The organism is Streptomyces vulcanius (assembly GCF_042653945.1).
Lineage (GTDB): Bacteria > Actinomycetota > Actinomycetes > Streptomycetales > Streptomycetaceae > Streptomyces > Streptomyces mangrovi.
The window spans coordinates 19,839-37,431 of record NZ_JBHSFK010000048.1 but is presented as its reverse complement, the minus strand read 5'-3'; the positions used below and the strand labels follow the sequence as shown (position 1 = coordinate 37,431).

General features: G+C 74.2%; 13 protein-coding genes. 6 read left to right on the top strand and 7 right to left on the bottom strand.

Annotated features, from left to right (window positions below; genetic code table 11):
- Positions 1-16: 16 nt before the first annotated feature.
- Together ACFPIH_RS46770 and ACFPIH_RS46765 are read right to left on the bottom strand one after the other, a co-directional pair.
- Complete coding sequence (locus tag ACFPIH_RS46770) at positions 17-760, bottom strand: ABC transporter ATP-binding protein (RefSeq protein WP_381177179.1); 744 nt, start codon at positions 758-760, stop codon at positions 17-19.
- Positions 757-960: a hypothetical protein gene (locus ACFPIH_RS46765; RefSeq protein WP_381177176.1), complete on the bottom strand. Its 204-nt coding sequence runs from the start codon at positions 958-960 to the stop codon at positions 757-759. Before ACFPIH_RS46765 ends, ACFPIH_RS46770 begins: the two co-directional genes overlap by 4 nt.
- Positions 961-1,135: 175 nt before the next feature.
- Here ACFPIH_RS46765 and ACFPIH_RS46760 point away from each other — a divergent pair, with 175 nt between their 5' ends.
- The 4 genes from ACFPIH_RS46760 (at position 1,136) to ACFPIH_RS46745 (ending at position 5,016) form a co-directional block, all read left to right on the top strand.
- Complete coding sequence (locus ACFPIH_RS46760; RefSeq protein ID WP_381177174.1) at positions 1,136-2,404, top strand: sensor histidine kinase; 1,269 nt, start codon at positions 1,136-1,138, stop codon at positions 2,402-2,404.
- 36 nt (positions 2,405-2,440) lie between these two features.
- Entirely contained in the window at positions 2,441-3,100 is a 660-nt protein-coding gene (locus ACFPIH_RS46755; protein WP_381177171.1) for a response regulator, read from the top strand.
- A 114-nt stretch (positions 3,101-3,214) separates the two neighbouring features.
- A complete protein-coding gene (locus ACFPIH_RS46750; protein WP_381177168.1) occupies positions 3,215-4,117 on the top strand; it encodes a CPBP family intramembrane glutamic endopeptidase in 903 nt (300 codons plus the stop codon).
- Positions 4,114-5,016, top strand: coding sequence for an aldo/keto reductase (locus ACFPIH_RS46745; RefSeq protein WP_381177164.1), 903 nt, complete (start codon positions 4,114-4,116; stop codon positions 5,014-5,016). Before ACFPIH_RS46750 ends, ACFPIH_RS46745 begins: the two co-directional genes overlap by 4 nt.
- Before the next feature lie 5 nt (positions 5,017-5,021).
- On the opposite strand, the gene ACFPIH_RS46740 is transcribed toward ACFPIH_RS46745, so the two are convergent.
- The gene (locus ACFPIH_RS46740; RefSeq protein WP_381177161.1) at positions 5,022-5,636 is read right to left on the bottom strand and encodes a DUF6518 family protein; all 615 of its coding nucleotides are present in this window, start codon (positions 5,634-5,636) and stop codon (positions 5,022-5,024) included.
- Between the two features lie 144 nt (positions 5,637-5,780).
- Between ACFPIH_RS46740 and ACFPIH_RS46735 the strand changes: the two genes are divergently transcribed.
- Entirely contained in the window at positions 5,781-6,698 is a 918-nt protein-coding gene (locus ACFPIH_RS46735; protein ID WP_381177158.1) for a TIGR03619 family F420-dependent LLM class oxidoreductase, read from the top strand.
- A 31-nt stretch (positions 6,699-6,729) separates the two neighbouring features.
- On the opposite strand, the gene ACFPIH_RS46730 is transcribed toward ACFPIH_RS46735, so the two are convergent.
- From ACFPIH_RS46730 to ACFPIH_RS46715, 4 genes are all read right to left on the bottom strand, one after another.
- Positions 6,730-10,125, bottom strand: a complete 3,396-nt coding sequence (locus ACFPIH_RS46730) for a BTAD domain-containing putative transcriptional regulator (RefSeq protein WP_381177316.1) — start codon at positions 10,123-10,125, stop codon at positions 6,730-6,732.
- A gap of 64 nt (positions 10,126-10,189) precedes the next feature.
- Positions 10,190-11,032, bottom strand: a complete 843-nt coding sequence (locus ACFPIH_RS46725; protein WP_381177155.1) for an alpha/beta fold hydrolase — start codon at positions 11,030-11,032, stop codon at positions 10,190-10,192.
- The gene (locus tag ACFPIH_RS46720; RefSeq protein ID WP_381177152.1) at positions 11,029-13,431 is read right to left on the bottom strand and encodes an AfsR/SARP family transcriptional regulator; all 2,403 of its coding nucleotides are present in this window, start codon (positions 13,429-13,431) and stop codon (positions 11,029-11,031) included. The genes ACFPIH_RS46725 and ACFPIH_RS46720 overlap by 4 nt, the downstream gene beginning before the upstream one ends.
- 172 nt (positions 13,432-13,603) lie before the next feature.
- Entirely contained in the window at positions 13,604-14,905 is a 1,302-nt protein-coding gene (locus ACFPIH_RS46715) for a glycosyltransferase (protein WP_381177149.1), read from the bottom strand.
- A 213-nt stretch (positions 14,906-15,118) separates the two neighbouring features.
- Here ACFPIH_RS46715 and ACFPIH_RS46710 point away from each other — a divergent pair, with 213 nt between their 5' ends.
- Complete coding sequence (locus ACFPIH_RS46710) at positions 15,119-17,590, top strand: SpoIIE family protein phosphatase (RefSeq protein WP_381177146.1); 2,472 nt, start codon at positions 15,119-15,121, stop codon at positions 17,588-17,590.
- Positions 17,591-17,593: the final 3 nt, after the last annotated feature.

Genomic DNA, 17,593 nt, shown 5'->3' with positions numbered 1-17,593 from the left:
TGGACGTGGACATGGTCTATCGGTCTCCCAACGCGACGAGACGGTCGGCGAGTTGGGGCGCGGTCGGATGGTCGAGGGCGTCGACCACCCGGCCGTCGGCCATCACCAGGGCCCGGTGCGCGCGGGCCGCGGCGGCCGGGTCGTGGGTGACCATGACGACCGTCTGGCCGAGCTCGTCCACCAGGCTCCGCAGCAGCTCCAGTACCTCGTGCGCGCTGCGCAGATCCAGCGCGCCGGTCGGCTCGTCCGCGAACACGACGGCCGGTTTCGCCGCCAACGCCCGCACGACGGCGGCCCGTTGCTGCTGTCCGCCAGAGAGTTCGGCGGGGCGGTGCGCGAGCCGGCCGGCCAGCCCCACCCGCTCCACGAGCGAGGCCACCCACTCCTGGTCCGGCCGGCGGCCCGCCAGCCGCAGCGGCAGCGTGATGTTGTCCTCGATGCTGAGCGAGGGGATCAGGTTGTACGCCTGGAACACGAACCCGACGCGCTCGCGCCGCAGTTCGGTGCGGCGGTTCTCGTTCAGCCCGGCGATCTCGTGGCCGTCGATCCGGACGCTGCCCGAGGTCGGCGAGTCCAGGCCCGCCGCGCAGTGCATCAGCGTGCTCTTGCCGGAGCCCGAGGGCCCCATCACGGCGAGGAAGGTGCCGGGTTCGACGGTCAGCGACACGTCGTCGAGGGCCCGTACCCCGCCCTGGTAGGTCTTGGTGAGGTTCGCCAGCGCGATGGCGGGGGCGCGCAGGGCGGTCGTCGCGGTGCTCATCGACGGCCCCGCAGACGCCGTACGACGATCACGGTCGCGGTGAGGGCGGTGACCGCGCCGCAGGCCAGGTGGATGCCGACGCCGGCCCCGGCGAAGGAGGCGACCATGTTGGCGACCGCGCTGATCACCAGCAGCAGCCAGAGGAGGCCGCGGGTGAGGTCCCCGGTCGTGAGGCGGGTGGGGTCGGTGGCGGTCGTCATGGGGGGCTCCCTGGGTGAGCGGTTCGGCTGATGCCGGCTGATGTCCATGACGCTATGGACCACGACCCCCCTCGGCCGATCCCGCCTTCCGCCCGAGATGAAGTACAGCAGGCTGTACTTCACGCCGAAGTGGCGCGGGCCATAGGGTCGTTCGCCTACAGGAGCGGAGGGCCGCATGACGACCCGGACAGTGAGCCACGAGGACACCGAGGACTTCAGGGATCTCCTTGTACGGACCCTGAGGGCCTCCGGTGCCGCGCTCGGGCAGCTCGTCGGCGGGATCGGCACGGGCGCCATGGCACTGGGCCTCCTCGTCCTGCTGGCCGTCACCGCCGTGACCGCGCCGCTGGGCGTGGGCCTGCTCATGGCGCCCGGTGTGCTGCGCGCCCTGCACGCCCTCGCCGCCCGGGAACGCGAGCGGCTCGCCCGCTGGGGGCCCGAGGTCGTCGCCCCGGACCCGCCGCCGACGCGGCTGCGGGTCGCGCTCGTCGACCCGACCACCCGACGGGAACTGCGCTGGGCCCTGCGCCACGCCGGTCTGGGCTTCCTGCTGGGGCTGCTCGGCGTCTGGCTGCCGCTCGCCGCCTTCCGGGACATCGTGTTCCCGCTGGTGTGGCCGTTCTCGCCGGCCGGCACCTCCAGTACGTCCCTGGGGTTCGGGCACGCCCACTCCTGGCCGGAGGCGCTCTCCGTGAGCCTGCTGGGCGTCGGCTGGATCGCCATCATCCTGGGCCTGACCCCCGGCATGGCCCGGCTCCAGGCCCGCCCCGGCCGGCTCCTGCTCGCCGCGGGCCCGGGCACCGATCTCTCCCTCCGGGTCGCCGAGCTGACCGCCACCCGCGCCGCCGCCCTGGACGCCCACGCCACCGAACTGCGCCGCATCGAGCGCTCGTTGCACGACGGCACCCAGAACCGGATCGTCACGGTCACCGTGCTGCTCGGCGCCGCCCGCCGGATGACGGCCCGCGACCCCGCCCGCGCCGACGAACTCCTCGAACGCGCCCAGAGCGCCGCCGAACAGGCGCTGGCCGAACTGCGCGCGGTCTCCCGCAGCATCCTGCCGCCGGTGCTGTCCGACCGGGGCCTGGCCGGGGCGCTGTCCGGTCTCGCCGCCGAGTGCGCGGTGCCGTGCCGGACCGACGTCGACGCGCCGGAGCGGTGCGCGGCCTCCGTGGAGGCGACCGCCTACTTCGTGGTCGCCGAGGCGCTGACGAACATCGCCAAGCACAGCGGCGCGCAGCAGGCGTCGGTGACCGTCCGGGCCCGGGGCGGCCGGCTGCTGCTGCGCGTCGAGGACGACGGCCGGGGCGGCGTCGACGAGAAAGGGGGCTCCGGACTCACCGGGATCCGCCGCCGGGTGGCGGCCCACGACGGTACGCTCCGCGTGACCAGCCCGCCGGGCGGCCCGACCACCCTCGAGGTGGACCTGCCCTGCGGGATGTAGAAGTGAACTGCTTCCTCTGACAAGCGAGTTGCCGACATGCGGATTGTGATGGCCGAGGACGACCCGTTGCTGCGCGAGGGGCTCGCCCTGCTGCTGGGCGCGGAGGGTCTCGACGTGGTGGCCAAGACCGGGACGGCGGAGGAGGTCCTGGACGCCATCGACGAGCACAAACCCGACGTCGCCATTCTCGACGTCCGCATGCCGCCCACGCACACCGACGAAGGCATTCGCGCGGCCGTCGAGGCCCGGCGCCGCCGGCCCGACCTGGCCGTCCTCGTGCTGTCCGCGTACGTCGAGCAGAGCTTCGCGACCGAGCTGCTCACCGGCGGGGTGGCCGGCCTCGGCTATCTCCTGAAGGAACGGGTGGGCCGGGTCGAGGAGTTCCTCGACGCCCTGCACCGGGTGGCGTCCGGCGGCACCGCCATCGACCCCGAGGTCGTCGCCCAGCTGTTCACCCGCTCCCGCCAGGACACCCGGCTTGAACGCCTCAGCCCGCGCGAACGGGACGTACTCGCCCTGATGGCCGAGGGGCTGGGCAACAGCGCGATCGCGGAACGCCTCGTCGTCACCGACGGCGCGGTCCACAAACACATCCGCAGCATCTTCGCCAAGCTCGACCTGTCCCCGACGGACCACGTGGACCGACGGGTGGCGGCCGTCCTGCACTACCTGGAGGACGCGAGGCGACGCCTGTAGTACAGGCTGCTGTACCGGGACCTGGGGTGTGCGCGGCAGTGATCGGCGGGGCCGGCGCTGATGTGCTGAGGGCATCACATCAGCGCCGCTCAGACTCCCCGAAGGGACACCCCGGTGACGATCACCAGCCCCCCGAAGCCGCTCGACTCCCCCTTGCGTGACGGCATCCGCCGCCGCCCCCTGACCTGGTTCTTCACTCTCGCGATGGGGCTGAGCTGGCTGGCCTGGACGCCGTACATCCTGTCCGAGAACGGTCTGGGGATCTGGCACTACGCCTACCCGCGGATCGGCGGCACCACCCAGCTGCTCGGCGTCCTGCCCGGCGCCTACCTCGGCCCGATCGCCTCGGCGCTCATCGTCACCGCCGCCACCGAGGGCCGCGCCGGACTGCGCGCCTGGCGGGGCCGGATGACGAAACTCAGGGTGAGTTGGCGCTGGTACCTGCTCGCCCTCGTCTCGGTGCCGGCCGCACTGACCCTCGCCTCGGCCGCCCTGGCCGAGCGCACCCCGGTGCTGCCGCCGGTGGCCGTCCTCGCCGCCTATCTGCCGGGCCTGATCCTCCAGATGGTGACCACCGGGCTCGCCGAGGAGCCGGGCTGGCGCGAGTTCGCCATGCCGCACATGCAGCGCCGCTACGGCCCCCTGGGCGCCACCCTCGCCGTGGGCGTGCTGTGGGGTTCCTGGCACCTGCCGCTGTTCCTCACCGAGTGGGGCGGCGGACCGCACGTGGACCCGGTCCGGCCGCTGGAGTTCCTGGCCACGACGCTCGCCTTCAACTTCGTGATGACCTGGGTGTTCAACCGCTCCGCCGAGAGCATGCCGCTGGCCATGCTGGTGCACGTCAGCGTCAACAACTTCCTCTCCCTGGCCTGGTCCGACATGTTCCCCTCGCTGGGCATCGAGGACGCGGCCCACGCCCTCCTCCTCGCCTCGACGACGGCGGCGCTGATCATCCTGGCCGCCACCCGGGGGCGGCTCGGGCTGCCGGCCCGGCCGTCGGGGAAGCTGTCCTCATGACCTCACGCATGAACACGGCGGCGGACGCGGGTACTTGGCAGCTCGGTGACCTGACCGTCAACCGCATCGGCTTCGGAGCGATGCGCCTGACCGGTGACGTCCCCTTCCAGCCCGGCGCGTCGAGCGACCGTGACCGCGCGATCCGTGTGCTCCGGCGCGCGGTCGAACTCGGCGTCGACCACATCGACACGGCGGCCTTCTACTTCTCCTCGAAGCGTTCGGCGAACGAACTCATCAACACCGCCCTCGCGCCGTATCCGGAGGACCTGGTCATCACCACCAAGGTCTGGCCCGGCCGGGACTCCTCGGGCGCGTGGTGGTGGGCCACCCCGGAGCAGCTGCGCGGGCAGGTCGAGGACAACCTCCGCCAACTGGGCCGCGACCACCTGGACGTCGTGAACCTGCGCGTCCCCCCGAGCTACCGGACCGCGTCGATCGCCGAGCACTTCGGGGCGCTGGCCGAGCTGCGCGAGGCAGGGCTCGTCCGCCACCTCGGCGTCTCCAACGTCACCCCGGACCACCTGGCCGAGGCGCGGGCAATCGCACCCGTCGTCTGTGTACAGAACCCGTACGGGGTCGGCGCCCCGGCCGCGGAGCGTGAGTTCCTGCGGACCTGCGGCGAACTCGGCGTCGCCTACGTACCGTTCTTCGCGATCGCCGGGGCGGGCCGCGAGTCGGGAGCCGGTGCCGCCGAGAGCGAGGCGGTGCTCGCCGTCGCCCGCGCGCACGGCGCGTCGGCCGCGCAGGTCCGGCTGGCCTGGACCCTGCGCCAGGGCCCGCATGTGCTGGCCATCCCCGGCACCGGCGACCCGGACCATCTGACGGAGAACATCGCCGCCGGCGCGCTACAGCTGTCGGACGAGGACATGGCCCGCCTCGGCACGGACCAGGACCAGTAGGTGCCTCACCCGGCGACGTGCTGCAACGGCAGCTCGATCACGGCGTAGGCGACCGACGAGAGGACCACGGCGGTCAGCAGGGCCAGGCCCCGCTCCCGGTGCCGGCGTCCCATCAGCAGGGGCAGGAGAACGAGCATCGCCACGCAGGCCCACGCCTGCGTGGCGTAGTGCAGCGTCCAGGCGTACAGGGCGGCCTCCATCCCGAACACCCCGGCGAGCGCGGCCAGTCCGACGACCCGCCGCCACTCGCTGCGCCCCCGCCGCCACCAGTCCCCCGCGATCCCGAACAACGGCCCGCTGATCACCGCCATCACCAGCCACAGCAGCGGCGCCGTCAGAGCCCCCATCCCGTCGCGCCCGAACTCCGCGTAGGCGTAGTAGCCGACGACCAGACCGAGCGTCGTACACAGCCCGGCCACCGCAGGCCGCCGCGCGGTCAGCGCACCGGCGACGAACGCCGGAACGCACCACACCGCCCCCGAGTTGGCGATCTGGTTCCACGCACCGGGAAGCCACCCCTGAGCGAGGTTGGTGAGTACTCCGACCCCAAGACCCGCCACGGGCGCGACCGACCACCACCGGTTCAGCCGCACGACGAGCACCGACGCGCTGATTGCCATGCGGCGACTATACACACCGTCTATACATGGATTGCATAGAGGTGGTGGCGGGTGGAGCGTCCGAGGTCACTTTCCGTGCACAAGCGGGGCCTAGCGTGGCGGACCTTCCGCCGTGGACACGGCGGGGTGGAGAGGAGAGTGTCCATGCGTATCGGTCTTGCCGTGCCCCAGTACGGGGTGTTCGCCACGCCGGAGGCGGTCACGGAGGTGGCCCGGGCCGCCGAGAGCCTGGGGTACGGCAGCCTCTGGGTCGCGGACCGCATCCTGAACCCGCACGAGCCCAGCGACCCCTACCCCGGCGGCGACGGCAGCATGCCGGAGGAGTACCGCACCTTCCTCGACCCGCTCACCGTCCTCACCCTGGCCGCGGCCCGCACCGAACGGGTGAGGCTCGGCACCAGCACGCTCAACGCCCTGTGGTACCCGCCGGTCCTGCTCGCCCGCACGCTCACCTCGCTCGACGTCGTCAGCCACGGCCGGCTGGACATCGGCATCGGCCTCGGCTGGCTCGGCGACGAGTACCGGGCGGTCGGCGTGCCCTGGGAACGGCGGGGGGCGCAGCTGGAGGAGTGGCTGGACGTCGCGGAGACCATCTGGGCCGACGGGGACGTGCGGTACGAGGGCGAGCGGTGGACGATCGCGCCGTCGGTCGTCGAGCCCAAGCCCGTCCAGCGGCCCCGCCCGCCCGTCCTCTTCGGCGGCTTCTCGCGGGGCGCCCTGGAGCGGGTGGGCAGGCGCGGGGACGGCTGGCTGTCGGCGGGACTGCCGCTTCCGGCGCTGGCCGCGATGTGGAGCGTCGTCGTGGGCGCGGCCGACGCGGCCGGCCGGGACGCCGCCGCCCTGCGCACGGTCGTCCGGGTCAACGCCACGCTGACCGACACCGAGGCACCCGAGGACCGCGTCCCCAACCTCGGCACCGTCGCGCAGATCGCCGACTACCTGCTCCGTACGGCCGACGCGGGCATCGGCGGGGTGGAGGCGCTGGTCGACTTCCAGCAGACCACCGGCACCACCGGTGAACTGCTGGACGCAGCAGCGGAGTTGGCGAAGCGACTGCGCTAGCGGCTGCGTCGGCGACGACGTGAGCGATACGTCAGCGGCTGCGTCGGCGGCTCGTGGTGTCGTCCGGGGCCGCGGACACCGCCGTGAGCCGTGGCGCGGGGACCGCGTCGCCCAGGGCCAGCAGTCTCGTCCGGATCTCCTCCGCCCCCGTCGGGTCGGTCCGGGCGAGAAAGCGCAGGGCCCGTTCCCAGACGGTGCGGGCCGCTCCGGGGTCGCCCGTGGCGAGGTAGGTGTCGCCGAGGTGGCGGAGGGTGCCGGCCTCGCTGAAGGTGTCGCCGACCTCGCGGTAGAGGTGCAGCGCGCACAGGTACGCGGCGACGGCCCGCAGGTGTTCGCCGAGGTGGTGGCGGGCGATGCCGAGACTGTCCCAGGTGTTGGCCTCGGCGTACCGGGTGCCGTCGAACGCGGCGAGGCCGGTCAGCGCCTCCTCGAAGTAGGCGGCGGCCCTGCGGTGTTCACCGCGCAGCACATGGGTCCAGCCCAGGGCGTGCAGCGCGGTGGTCGCCACGATCGGGGTGCCGACGGACCGGGACAGGGTCAGTGCCCGGCCGGCCGCTTCGAGGGCGTCGTCGTGGTCGCCCGTCCGGTCGAGCAGCCAGCCGAGGCCGAGCTGGGCGTGGACCAGGCCGAGCCGGTCGCCGAGTTCGGCGAACAGACCGAGGGCGTGCCGGGCCTGGGCGAGGGCGTCGTCGTATCGCTCCAGCCGGCCCGAGGCGCGGGCCAGGGCGCGGTGCAGATGCGCCTGAGCGGCGCGGTCGCCGTCGCGTACGGCGGCGTCGAGACCGGAGCGCTGGAGCGCCGCGTACTCGTCCCAGTGGCCCTGACGGTCCATGAACCGCTCCAACGCCCAGGCCAGCCGCCAGACATGGCCGTCGTGGCCGCGCTCCCGGGCCGACGCGGCGAGGGCGTGCAGCACCCGCCGCTCGGCCGTGTACCAGCGCAGCGCCTGTCCGTCGTCCGCGAACGACTCGGGACGCGCCCCGGGAGCGGCCTCGGACAGCGAACTGGCCATGAACCAGGGGGAGTAGAGGCGCGCGGCGGTGTGCGCGGTGTGCAGGTAGTGGTCGAGGGTCCGGCGTACGGCGGCCTCCCGTCCGGCCGTGCCGTCGTGCTCGGCGGCGAGTTCCATCGCGTAGGTGCGCAGCAGGTCGTGGCAGGAGAAACGCCCGGGCGCGTGTTCCGTGAGCAGATGGGCGCCGGTGAGTTCGGTCAGCAGACGGCGGGCCGCCGCCGGAGTCCCGTCGGCGACCGCCGCCGCGGCCGGCACGGTGACGTCAGGACCCGGGTGCAGCGACAGCAGCCGCAGCAGCCGGGCGGCCGGCGGGCTCAGCGCGCGGTACGAACAGGAGAGGACCGCGCGGACGTCGCCGGCCGGGTCGGAGTCCGCGAAGGCGTCCAGGCTGTCGCGGGCCTCCCGCAGGTCGGCGGCGATCGCGGCCAGCGGGAAACCGGGGTGGGTGGCGGCCCGCGTCGCCACGACGGCCAGGGCCAGCGGCAGCCCCGCGCACCGGGCGACGATCTCCTCGACGGCGGCCGGCTCGGCCGAGACCCGCTCTGCGCCGAGCCGCCGTACCAGGGACTCCCGGGCCTCGGCGGGCGGCAGCCGGTCCAGCGCCACCGGGTGGGCGGCCTCCGCGGTGACCAGGCCCAGGAGACGGTCACGGCTGGTGACGACGACCATGCAGCCGGGGCTGCCCGGCAGTAGCGGACGGACCTGTTCGGCGCTCCGCGCGTTGTCCAGGAGGATCAGCACGCGACGCCGGGCGAGAAGGCTGCGGTAGAGGCCGGTCTGGGCGTCGGTCCCGGCCGGCATCCGCTGCGGCGGCACCCCGAGCCCCTCCAGGAACCCGCGCAGCGCCTCGCCGGGGTCCGTCGCCGTGCCGCCGGGGTCGAAGCCGCGCAGGTTCACGTACAGCTGCCCGTCCGGGAAGCGGTGCGCGATCCGGTGCGCCCAGCGGACGGCCAGCGTGGTCTTGCCGATCCCGCCCATCCCGCTGACCACGGCGATCCGCATCCCCGGCGCGTCCGCCGCCGACAGCGCGACAACCCGCGCGAGCTCGGCCCGCCGACCGGCGAACGTCGCGAGATCGGCGGGAAGTTGGGCGGGGCGGACGAAGGGGTCGGGGGGATGCGGTGCACTCGTGCCGACGATCGAGGGTCTCTCGGGAACCTCGGGCACGACGGACAACCGGGCAACGGCACGGGCACGGGTACGGGCACGGGCATTGGCTCCGGTTCCGGTACTGGCTTCGGCTTCGGCACCAGCTTCGGCTTCGGCGGCAGCGGCAGCGGCAGTGGCAGTGGCAGTGGCGCGGGCTTCGGCTTCGGCCTCGGCGGCAGTGATGGTTGTGCGGCGCGGTGCCGGGGGCGGCGGTTCGGTCTGGGCGGGGGCCGGCGGCGCGGGGGCGGCCGGCCTGTCGGCCGACGTGGTCCGGGTGGGCCCGGTGGCGCCGGTGGCCCGGCCGACGGCGGGCGCGGGGGGAGCCGTCGTATCGGCGGGCGCGGGGGGAGCCGTCGTATCGGCGGGCGGGGTCCGGGTGGGGCCGGGAGCGGAGTCGGCAGGGGTCCCGCCGGCCGGGAGCCGGTCGGCTGGGACGCGGCTGTCGGACGACGGGCCGACGGCGGCCCGTCGGGCGGCCTCGGTGGGGCCTTGGAGGGGGGCGGGAGGTATGCCCTCGTTCAGGATCTCCCGCTGTGCGGAACGTAGTTCGGCGCCCGGTTCGACGCCGAGTTCCGTGGCGAGCACGGTGCGTACCCGCTGCCAGGTGTCGAGGGCCGCCGCCCGCTGCCCGGTGGCGGCCAGGGCGCGTACGAAGCGGGCCTGGAGCTGCTCGTCGAGCGGGTGCTCGGCCGCGGCGCGGTGCAGGACGGCGAGCAGCTGCCCGGCCGCGCCCACCGCGAGGACCACGTCCGCCGCCTCCTTCACCACCGCCAGGTGCTCGCGCTCCAGCGCGTTGAACGCGGGGTGGGACCGCGCCTCCACGGGGACCCCCGTGGCGACCGCCCCGGTGCGCAGGTGCAGCGCCTCCAGCAGAAGCGGTACGGCCGCCTCGGCGCCCCGGGCGCCGCCCTGCCGTGCCTGCCGTGCCTGCCGTACCAACTCCCGCAGCCGCAGCACGTCCAGGGTCTCGGGCGACACCCTCAGCCGGTATCCGCCCGCGTCCCGCACCAGCCACCCGCCGGGTGCCCGCAGCGGCAACTCCGGTTCCAGCAGCCGGCGCAGCACACCGATGTGCCGGTACACGGCGTTGGCGGGCGAACCCGGCGGCGACTCGCCCCAGAGCGCCTGCTGCAACTCCTCCATCGCCACCGGGCGTCCGGCGTGCGCCATCAGCAGGGCCAGCAGCAGGCGTTGCTGGGCCGCCCCGAGCCGTATCTCCTCGCCGTCCCGCCACACCCGTACCGGTCCCAGCACCGCGAACCGCATCGTCACCGTCGTAGTCCCCGAGTCCCCGTGATCATGAAAGTCCCCCTCTGTGCGTGGGCTCTGCTCAGGCGGGCGGAAGCCCGTCGATCCAGCCCAGCACCAGCGAGTTGAACTCCGCCGACCGCTCCTGGAACAGCCAGTGCCCGACCCCCTCCAGCACCAGCGACGCGCTGTACGGGTGACGGCTGAGGGACGGCTCCCAGTCCCCGTCGATCCCCTTGGCCTTGAGGGAGGCGGCGGCCGACACCGACAGCACCGGGCAGGTGCGGCGCGAGAGGTAGGTCTCGACTCCCGGCCGTACGGTCAGCGGGGTGGCCGCCTCGTCGAACAGGCCGTGGAAGACGTCCCGTACGGTCATCGGGTCCATGCTCAGGACCCGCCGACGGTGCCAGACGCGCAGGGCGTCCGCCTCGGGTCCGGACGTCGCCTGGTTCTCCAGACCGCCGAGGACGGCGGCGGCCGCGCCGACCGGGTCCGGGACCCGGAAGGCGGCGGCGACCTGCGGCGCGAACTCCGCCTCGAAGCCGTAGCCGGGGTCGACCGACACCACCGCCCGCACCAGGGACGGGTACTCGACCGCGAGGACGGAGGCGACGACCCCGCCCAGCGAGTGCCCCACGACGACCGTCGGCCCGGCGTCCACGGCGTCCAGCAGCTCCGCCAGGTCCGCCGCGAACTCGCGCGGGCGCTGTCCGCCGGTGAGCCCGGAGGACCTGCCGTGACCGCGCAGGTCCGGCGCGATCACGCGGTGCCGCGCGGCGAACGCCTCGATCTGCGCGGACCAGTCGTGCGAGTCGCAGGTCGCGCCGTGCACCAGCAGCACCGTCCCGCCCGCCCCGGCCCCCGCCCGGGCCGGCCCCTCGTCCGTGTGGAACAACCGGTTCCCGTTGATCATGCTGTACGTCACTGCACACACTCCTCGTTGTGGGTGGCGGGAGCGTAGGCAGGGGGCAGTGGACGAAGTGTGCCTGCCTTGTGACCGACAGAAGAGTGGTGGTCGAGCACGCGGCGCAGGGCGGCCCGCCGCTCGCCCGGGCTCTCGGTGGCGTGGACGAGTTCGGTGGCGTACGCCCGCAGCAGGTCGTGGCAGGTGTAGCGGCCGGGCGAGCGTTCGGTGAGGAGGTGGGCGTCGGCGAGCTCGGCCACCAGCGCGCGGGTCCTGGCGAGCGGTTCGCCGGCCAGGGCCGCCGCGGTGTGGACGGTGACTTCGGGTCCGGGGTGCAGGGAGAGCAGACGGAAGAGCCGGGCGGCGGCCACCCCGAGTGCGTCGTACGACCACGAGAACACCGCCCTCATGTCGGTTGCCGGGTCGGGGTCGGGGTCGCGGAACGCGTCGAGCCCGCCGTGCGCGGCCCGCAGCCGCTCGGCCAGTGCCGCCAGCGGGAATGCGGGGTGCGTGGCGGCGCGGGCGGCCACCATCGCCAGGGCGAGGGGCAGCCGCGCGGTGAGGGCGACGATGTCCGCGATCGCCCGGGGCTCGGCCGCCGCCCGTGCGGCACCGATCCGCAGGGCCAGCGCCGCGTGCGCCTCGGCCGGCGTGAGCACGTCCAGGGTGAGCGGACGGGCACCGTCGGCGGAGGCGAGTGCGGTGAGCCGGTTGCGGCTGGTGACCAGCACCAGACAGCCGGGCGTGCCGGGCAGCAGCGGACGGACCTGGGCGGCGTCGCGGGCGTTGTCCAGCAGCACCAGCACTCTGCGGCCCGTCAACAGGCTGCGGAACAGCGCGGCTTGGGCGTCGAGGCCGTAGGGTGCGCGGGCGGCCGGTACACCGAGGGCGTCCAGGAAACCCCGTACGGCGTCCTGCGGGCGGGTGGGGGGTGCGGCGGGGTCGAAGCCGCGCAGATTGACGTAGAGCTGCCCGTCCGGGAACCGTCCGGCCACCTCATGGGCCAGGTGCACGGCGAGCGCGGTCTTGCCCACACCGGCGGGCCCGGTGAGGGTGCTGACGACCAGGGCGGGCGCGGCCCCGGCATCGTCGAGCAGCACCCGCAGCCGCCCGAGCTCGACCGCCCGCCCGACGAAGACGGGCAGTGCGGGCGGAAGCTGCGCGGGCCCCGCGACCCCGCCACCACCTCCCCTGAACCCCACCCCTGCCACTCCGACACCCGCACCCGCTTCCCCGAGCTGATCCCGGGTACCTCCGGCGCCCGCGCCCGCTTCCCCGAGCTGAATCCCGGTACTTCCGGCGCCCGGCGCCGTTCCTCCTGCGCCGGCGCCCGCTTCCCCGGGCTGCGCCCGGGCCCCCGTTCCCCCTGCGCCCGCTCCCGCTTCCCCGGGCTGAGCCCGGGCGCCGTCGACACCCGATGCCGTTTTTCCTGCTCCTGCTTCCCCGGGCTGAGCCCGGGTACCTCCGGCGCCCGGCCCCGCTCCTCCTGCGGCCGCTCCCGCTTCGTCGGGCTGCGCCCGGGCGTCTTCGGCGCGTGGCCCCGCCGCTTCGGCATGCGCGCTCCTGGGCTGCGCCCAGGAACCGTCGGCGCCCGGCCCGGCCTCCGGCCCCGCCGCCTCCAACCCCTCCGCCTCCGGCCTCAGCCCCTCCGCCTCCGGCCCCGCCCTCTTCGCCTGCTCCTGTGCCGCGATCAGTTCGCAGCCGGGGTCGACGCCCAGGTCTTCCGTGAGGCGGGTGGCCGTCGTCCGGAAGACGGTCAGTGCCTCGGCGCGGTGGCCGCACGCCGTGAGGGTGTGGATGAGGAGGGACTGGAGCCCCTCGTCGAGGGGGTGCCGGGCCGCGCTCGCGGTCAGCGTGGGCAGCACGCGGCCCGCCCTGCCGCAGCCGAGCGCCACCTCCGCCGCCTCCCGGACCACGGCGTCGTACTCCCGGTCCAACTCGGTGAACACGGGATGCGCGGGAGCCTGCGCCGGACAGCCCGCCGTCGGCCCCCGCCGCAGCGCGAGCGCCCCGGCGAACTCCTCGACGGCCGACGCCAGTTCACCGTCGCGCCGTAAGTCCCTTGCTGTCCGCACCCGTTGGCGGAACAGCAGCAGGTCGACCGAGTCGGCCGGTGTGCGCAGCCGGTACCCGCCGACGCCGCGCAGCAGCAGGTTGCCCTCCGCCCGGTTGGGCAGTCCGGGCTCCAACAGCCGCCGCAGTTCCCCGACATGACGGTGCACCATGTTGACCGCGCGGGCCGGCGCCCGGTCGGCCCACAGCGCCTCGACGATGTCCGCCAAGGGCACCGGGGATCCGGCCCGGGCCAGCAGCAGGGCGAGCAGGGTCCGGCGCAGGGGTGGACCGGGGTCCACCTCCGCCTCGCCCCGCCACACCCGTACGTCCCCCAGGACCGCGAACCGCAACGGCATCCGCGTCATCGCACCCCTCCGCGCCCACCACCCCGACCGGGCCTCATGCTAGGCAGCGGCAGGGGTGGCACTCACGGGGCTGGACATTCCGGGCGTGGCTCACGATCGGCCGCTGCCTCACACATTCGCCGGCGCGTCACGCGTCACGCGTTCGCGATTACCTCACGCATCCACCCTCACCTCACGCCCCCGCCGCCGCGACCACCTCCGCGATCGCCCCGAGCGGGTCATGGCGCTCGAACTCCGCCCGCAACGTCCTCGCCCGCGCGCCGTACCCGGGGTCGCCCAGTACGGCCCGCACCGCGTCCCGTACGGCGGCCGGCGACGGATCCCCGCTGCGCAGGTCGAGCCCCGCCCCACTCCACTGGACCCGCGCCGCCACCTCCGGCTTGTCCTCCCCGTCGCCGCCGACGACGAGCGGTACCCCGTGCCGCAGCGCGGTGTGCACGCCGCCGTATCCGCCGTTGGTGACCAGCACCGACGCATGGGGCAGGAGCGCGTCGAAGGGGACGTATCCGCCGAGGCGCACGTTCGTCGGCACCGGCCCCGCCGCACGGAGCTCGGCCGGTCCGTCCGCGCGTGCCGTCACGGCCACGACCAGGACGTCGTCCCCGGCCAGCGCGTCCACGGCGGGCCGCACGAGCCGTCCGAGATCGCGGTTGTCGAACGACCCCTGGGTGACCACGACGACGGGCCGCTTCGCGTTCACCACCTCCGCCCACCAGTCGGGGAGCGGCTGCGGCCCGCGCGGCGCGGCGGGCAGGGGCCCGACGAACCGGAACGAGGACGGCAGGTCGCCGCGCGGATACTCGAACCCGGGGACGGTCAGCTGGAGATAGTGGTCCGGGACGGTCACCAGACAGTCGAGGAAGAAGCCCGGCAGTTCGACGCCGCTCTCCCCGAAGTTCTCCTGGATGTGCCGCTGGGCCCCGGCGAGACCCTCCCTGACCTGGTCGTTCATCTCCTGGTGTCGTTTCTTCGCGCCCTCCCCGCACAGGGGCGGCAGCCCGAAGCCGACCGGGGGCGCGTCGTCGCTGAGCAGGGTCGGCAGGGTGAGCCCGAGGCTGACGGTGACCGGCCGGTGCCCGCGCCGCTCGGCCAGGGTGAGCGCCATGCCCCCCAGGAAGAACGGATCGCCGATGACGACGGCCGCGGGGAACCGGCGGGCGAGCAGGATGCGCAGTGCGCGGTACTGGGCGGCCGTCGGATCGCCCCAGATGTGCTTCAGGTCGTACTCGAGCTGCGCCGGGCCCGCCGGGAGGGCGGCGCGCTCGGGGAAGTACAGGTCCAGCTTGCGGTCGTCGAAGTCCGCGTCGGGCGGCAGTGACACATGAAGGGCCCCGGCGGCCCGTACGTCCTCGGCGAACCGGCTCCCGGTCAGCACGACGACCTCGTGCCCCCGCCGTACGAGATCGGCGGCCACGGTGAGGACCGGCTGCACATGGCCGTGGAACGGTGTTGCGGTGGCGATGACCAGTGTCATGGAGGACTGACTCCCTGCGCTCGGCGGACGGCGGACGGCGGTGCGACGGAAGCGTAGGAACCCGTTGTGCAAAACGAGTGCGTGCCGCCGCCCACATGCCGTGCTGGACACCCGGAGTCGTGCCGGTGCTCAAGTACCGCCCACAAAATAAGGTGAAACGTGAAGAAACGGGGCAATACAAGAGGGTGCCGGACGAGAGTGAGATGAGCGGTCATGGAGGACGTCGTGGGTGAGGCGCTCACCGCCCGCGTCACCGTCGACGAACACGGCGTCGTGACCGGGTGGAACGCCGGCTCCGAACAACTGCTCGGTTACTCGTCCGCGGAGATCGTGGGCCACCCGGTGGCCGAGCTGCTCGCGGAGGACCCCACGGAACACCCGCCCCTCTCGTCCCTCCCGAGGTGGCACGGCACGCTCGTGCTCCGCCACCGCGACGGCCACCGCGTGGAGGCCAAGGTCCTGGCGCACCACAGAGGACTGGACAGGCCCCCGGACGAAGGGACCCCCGACTGGCTCCTCGTCTCCGCCGTGACCGGCGCCCGGCCCACCCCCGACGACGACGCGCTGATCACGCGCGGTTTCCTCGCCTCCCCCTCCTGCTCGACCTCGGTGTACGACACGGACCTGCGCTTTCGCCGGTCCACCCGCTCAGGGCAGGAGGCCCTGGGCCTGAGCGAGGACGACCTGCTCGGGCTGCGGCCGACGGACGTACTGGACCAGCCCCTGGCCGAGGAGATGGAGCGGGCGATGGTGCGGGCCATGGAGACCGGCGAGACGCAGTACCTGGAGAACCATGCCCGCGCCCACGGCGAGAACCGGGAACACGCCTGGTCGGTCCATGTCTACCGGCTGAGCGACCCGGACGGCCGGGTCCTGGGCGTGGCCACCACCGGGCACGACATGACGGACCACTACTGGGCCCGCAAGCGCCTCCAGCTGATCGCGGAGGCCAGTACCCGGATCGGCAGCACGCTGGACGTGGCCCGGACGGCGCAGGAACTGGCCGACGTGGCGGTTCCGGAACTCGCCGACTTCCTCAGCGTGGACCTCCTCGCCGACCTCGACGGCGTGGACCGGCTGTCCGGCCTCGACGACATGCCCGAGCCGATCGCGCGACCGCCGCGGCCCGGCGGCACCTCCCTCGCGCTGCGGCGCATCGCCCACCAGTCCGTGCTTCCGGGCGTCCCCGACGCCGCCGTGGCCCTGGGCGCGGTGGACGTGTACCCGGCGGGCTCCCCGCCGGCGGAGAGTCTGCGGTCGGGCCGGCCCGTGCTGTACCAGATCACCGAGCAGGCGATCTCCGACTGGGTCGCCGAGGACCCGGTGCGGCGGGCCCGGGTCCGCGACTTCGGCTTCCATTCGGCGATGACCGTGCCCCTGCTGGCCCGCGGTACGACCCTGGGCGTCGTCCTTCTCGCCCGGCACCGGCACCCCGGCCCGTTCCAGCAGGACGACCTCGTCCTGGCCGAGGAGCTGGCGGCCCGGGCGGCGGTCTGCATCGACAACGCCCTGCGCTACACCCGCGAGCGGCGCACGGCCGTCACCCTGCAGCGCAGTCTGCTGCCGCAGAAGCTGCCCGAGCAGACCGCACTGGAGGTCGCCTCCCGCTACCTTCCGGCCGGTGCCCGGGCCGGGGTGGGCGGGGACTGGTTCGACGTGATCCCGCTGTCCGGGGCCAGGGTGGCGCTGGTCGTGGGCGACGTCGTGGGGCACGGCATCCACGCCTCCGCGACCATGGGCCGGCTGCGGACCGCCGTACGCACCCTCGCCGACATCGATCTGCCGCCCGACGAGCTGCTCACCCACCTCGACGACATGGTGGCCCGGCTGGCCACCGACACGGCGCCCGCCCCGGGAAGAGCCGGAGGCGCGGGGGGCGTCCCGGGGGAGAGCGCGGGAGACGTCGGGGCGACCTGCCTGTACGCCGTCTACGACCCCGTGTCGCGCCGCTGCACGCTCGCCCGGGCCGGCCATCCGCTGCCGGCCGTGGTGAGCCCGGACGGCACCGTGGAACTGCTCGACCTTCCGGCGGGGCCTCCGCTGGGCCTGGGCGGACTGCCCTTCGAGTCGTTCGAGACCGAGCTGCCGGAGGGCAGCCTGCTCGCGCTCTACACCGACGGTCTGATCGAGTCCCGCGACAGCGACCTCGACGAGGGCATCGCGCGGCTGCGCCGGGCGCTCGCCGGTCCCGCGGACTCCCTGGAGCTGCTGTGCGACTCGGTGCTGGCCGCCCTGCTCCCCGGGCGGCCCGCCGACGACGTGGCGCTGCTCGTCGCCCGCACCCGGGCGCTCGACGCCGACCGGGTCGCCACCTGGGACATCGCCCCGGACCCGGCCGCCGTGGCCGATGCCCGCAAGAACGCCCTCCGCCGGCTGGAGGAGTGGGGCCTGGACGAGGTGGCCTTCGTCACGGAACTGGTGGTCAGCGAGCTCGTCACCAACGCCATCCGGCACGCCGAGCCGCCCATCCAGCTGCGTCTCATCCATGACCGGGGCCTGATCTGCGAGGTCTCGGACGGCGGCAACACGGCACCCCACATGCGGCGCGCCCGCACCTACGACGAGGGGGGCCGGGGGCTGCTCCTGGTCGCCCAGCTGACCCGGCGGTGGGGAACCCGCCCCACCTCCACGGGCAAGACGATCTGGGCGGAGCAGAGTCTCGACGCGGACCTGTCATCTTCATGATGT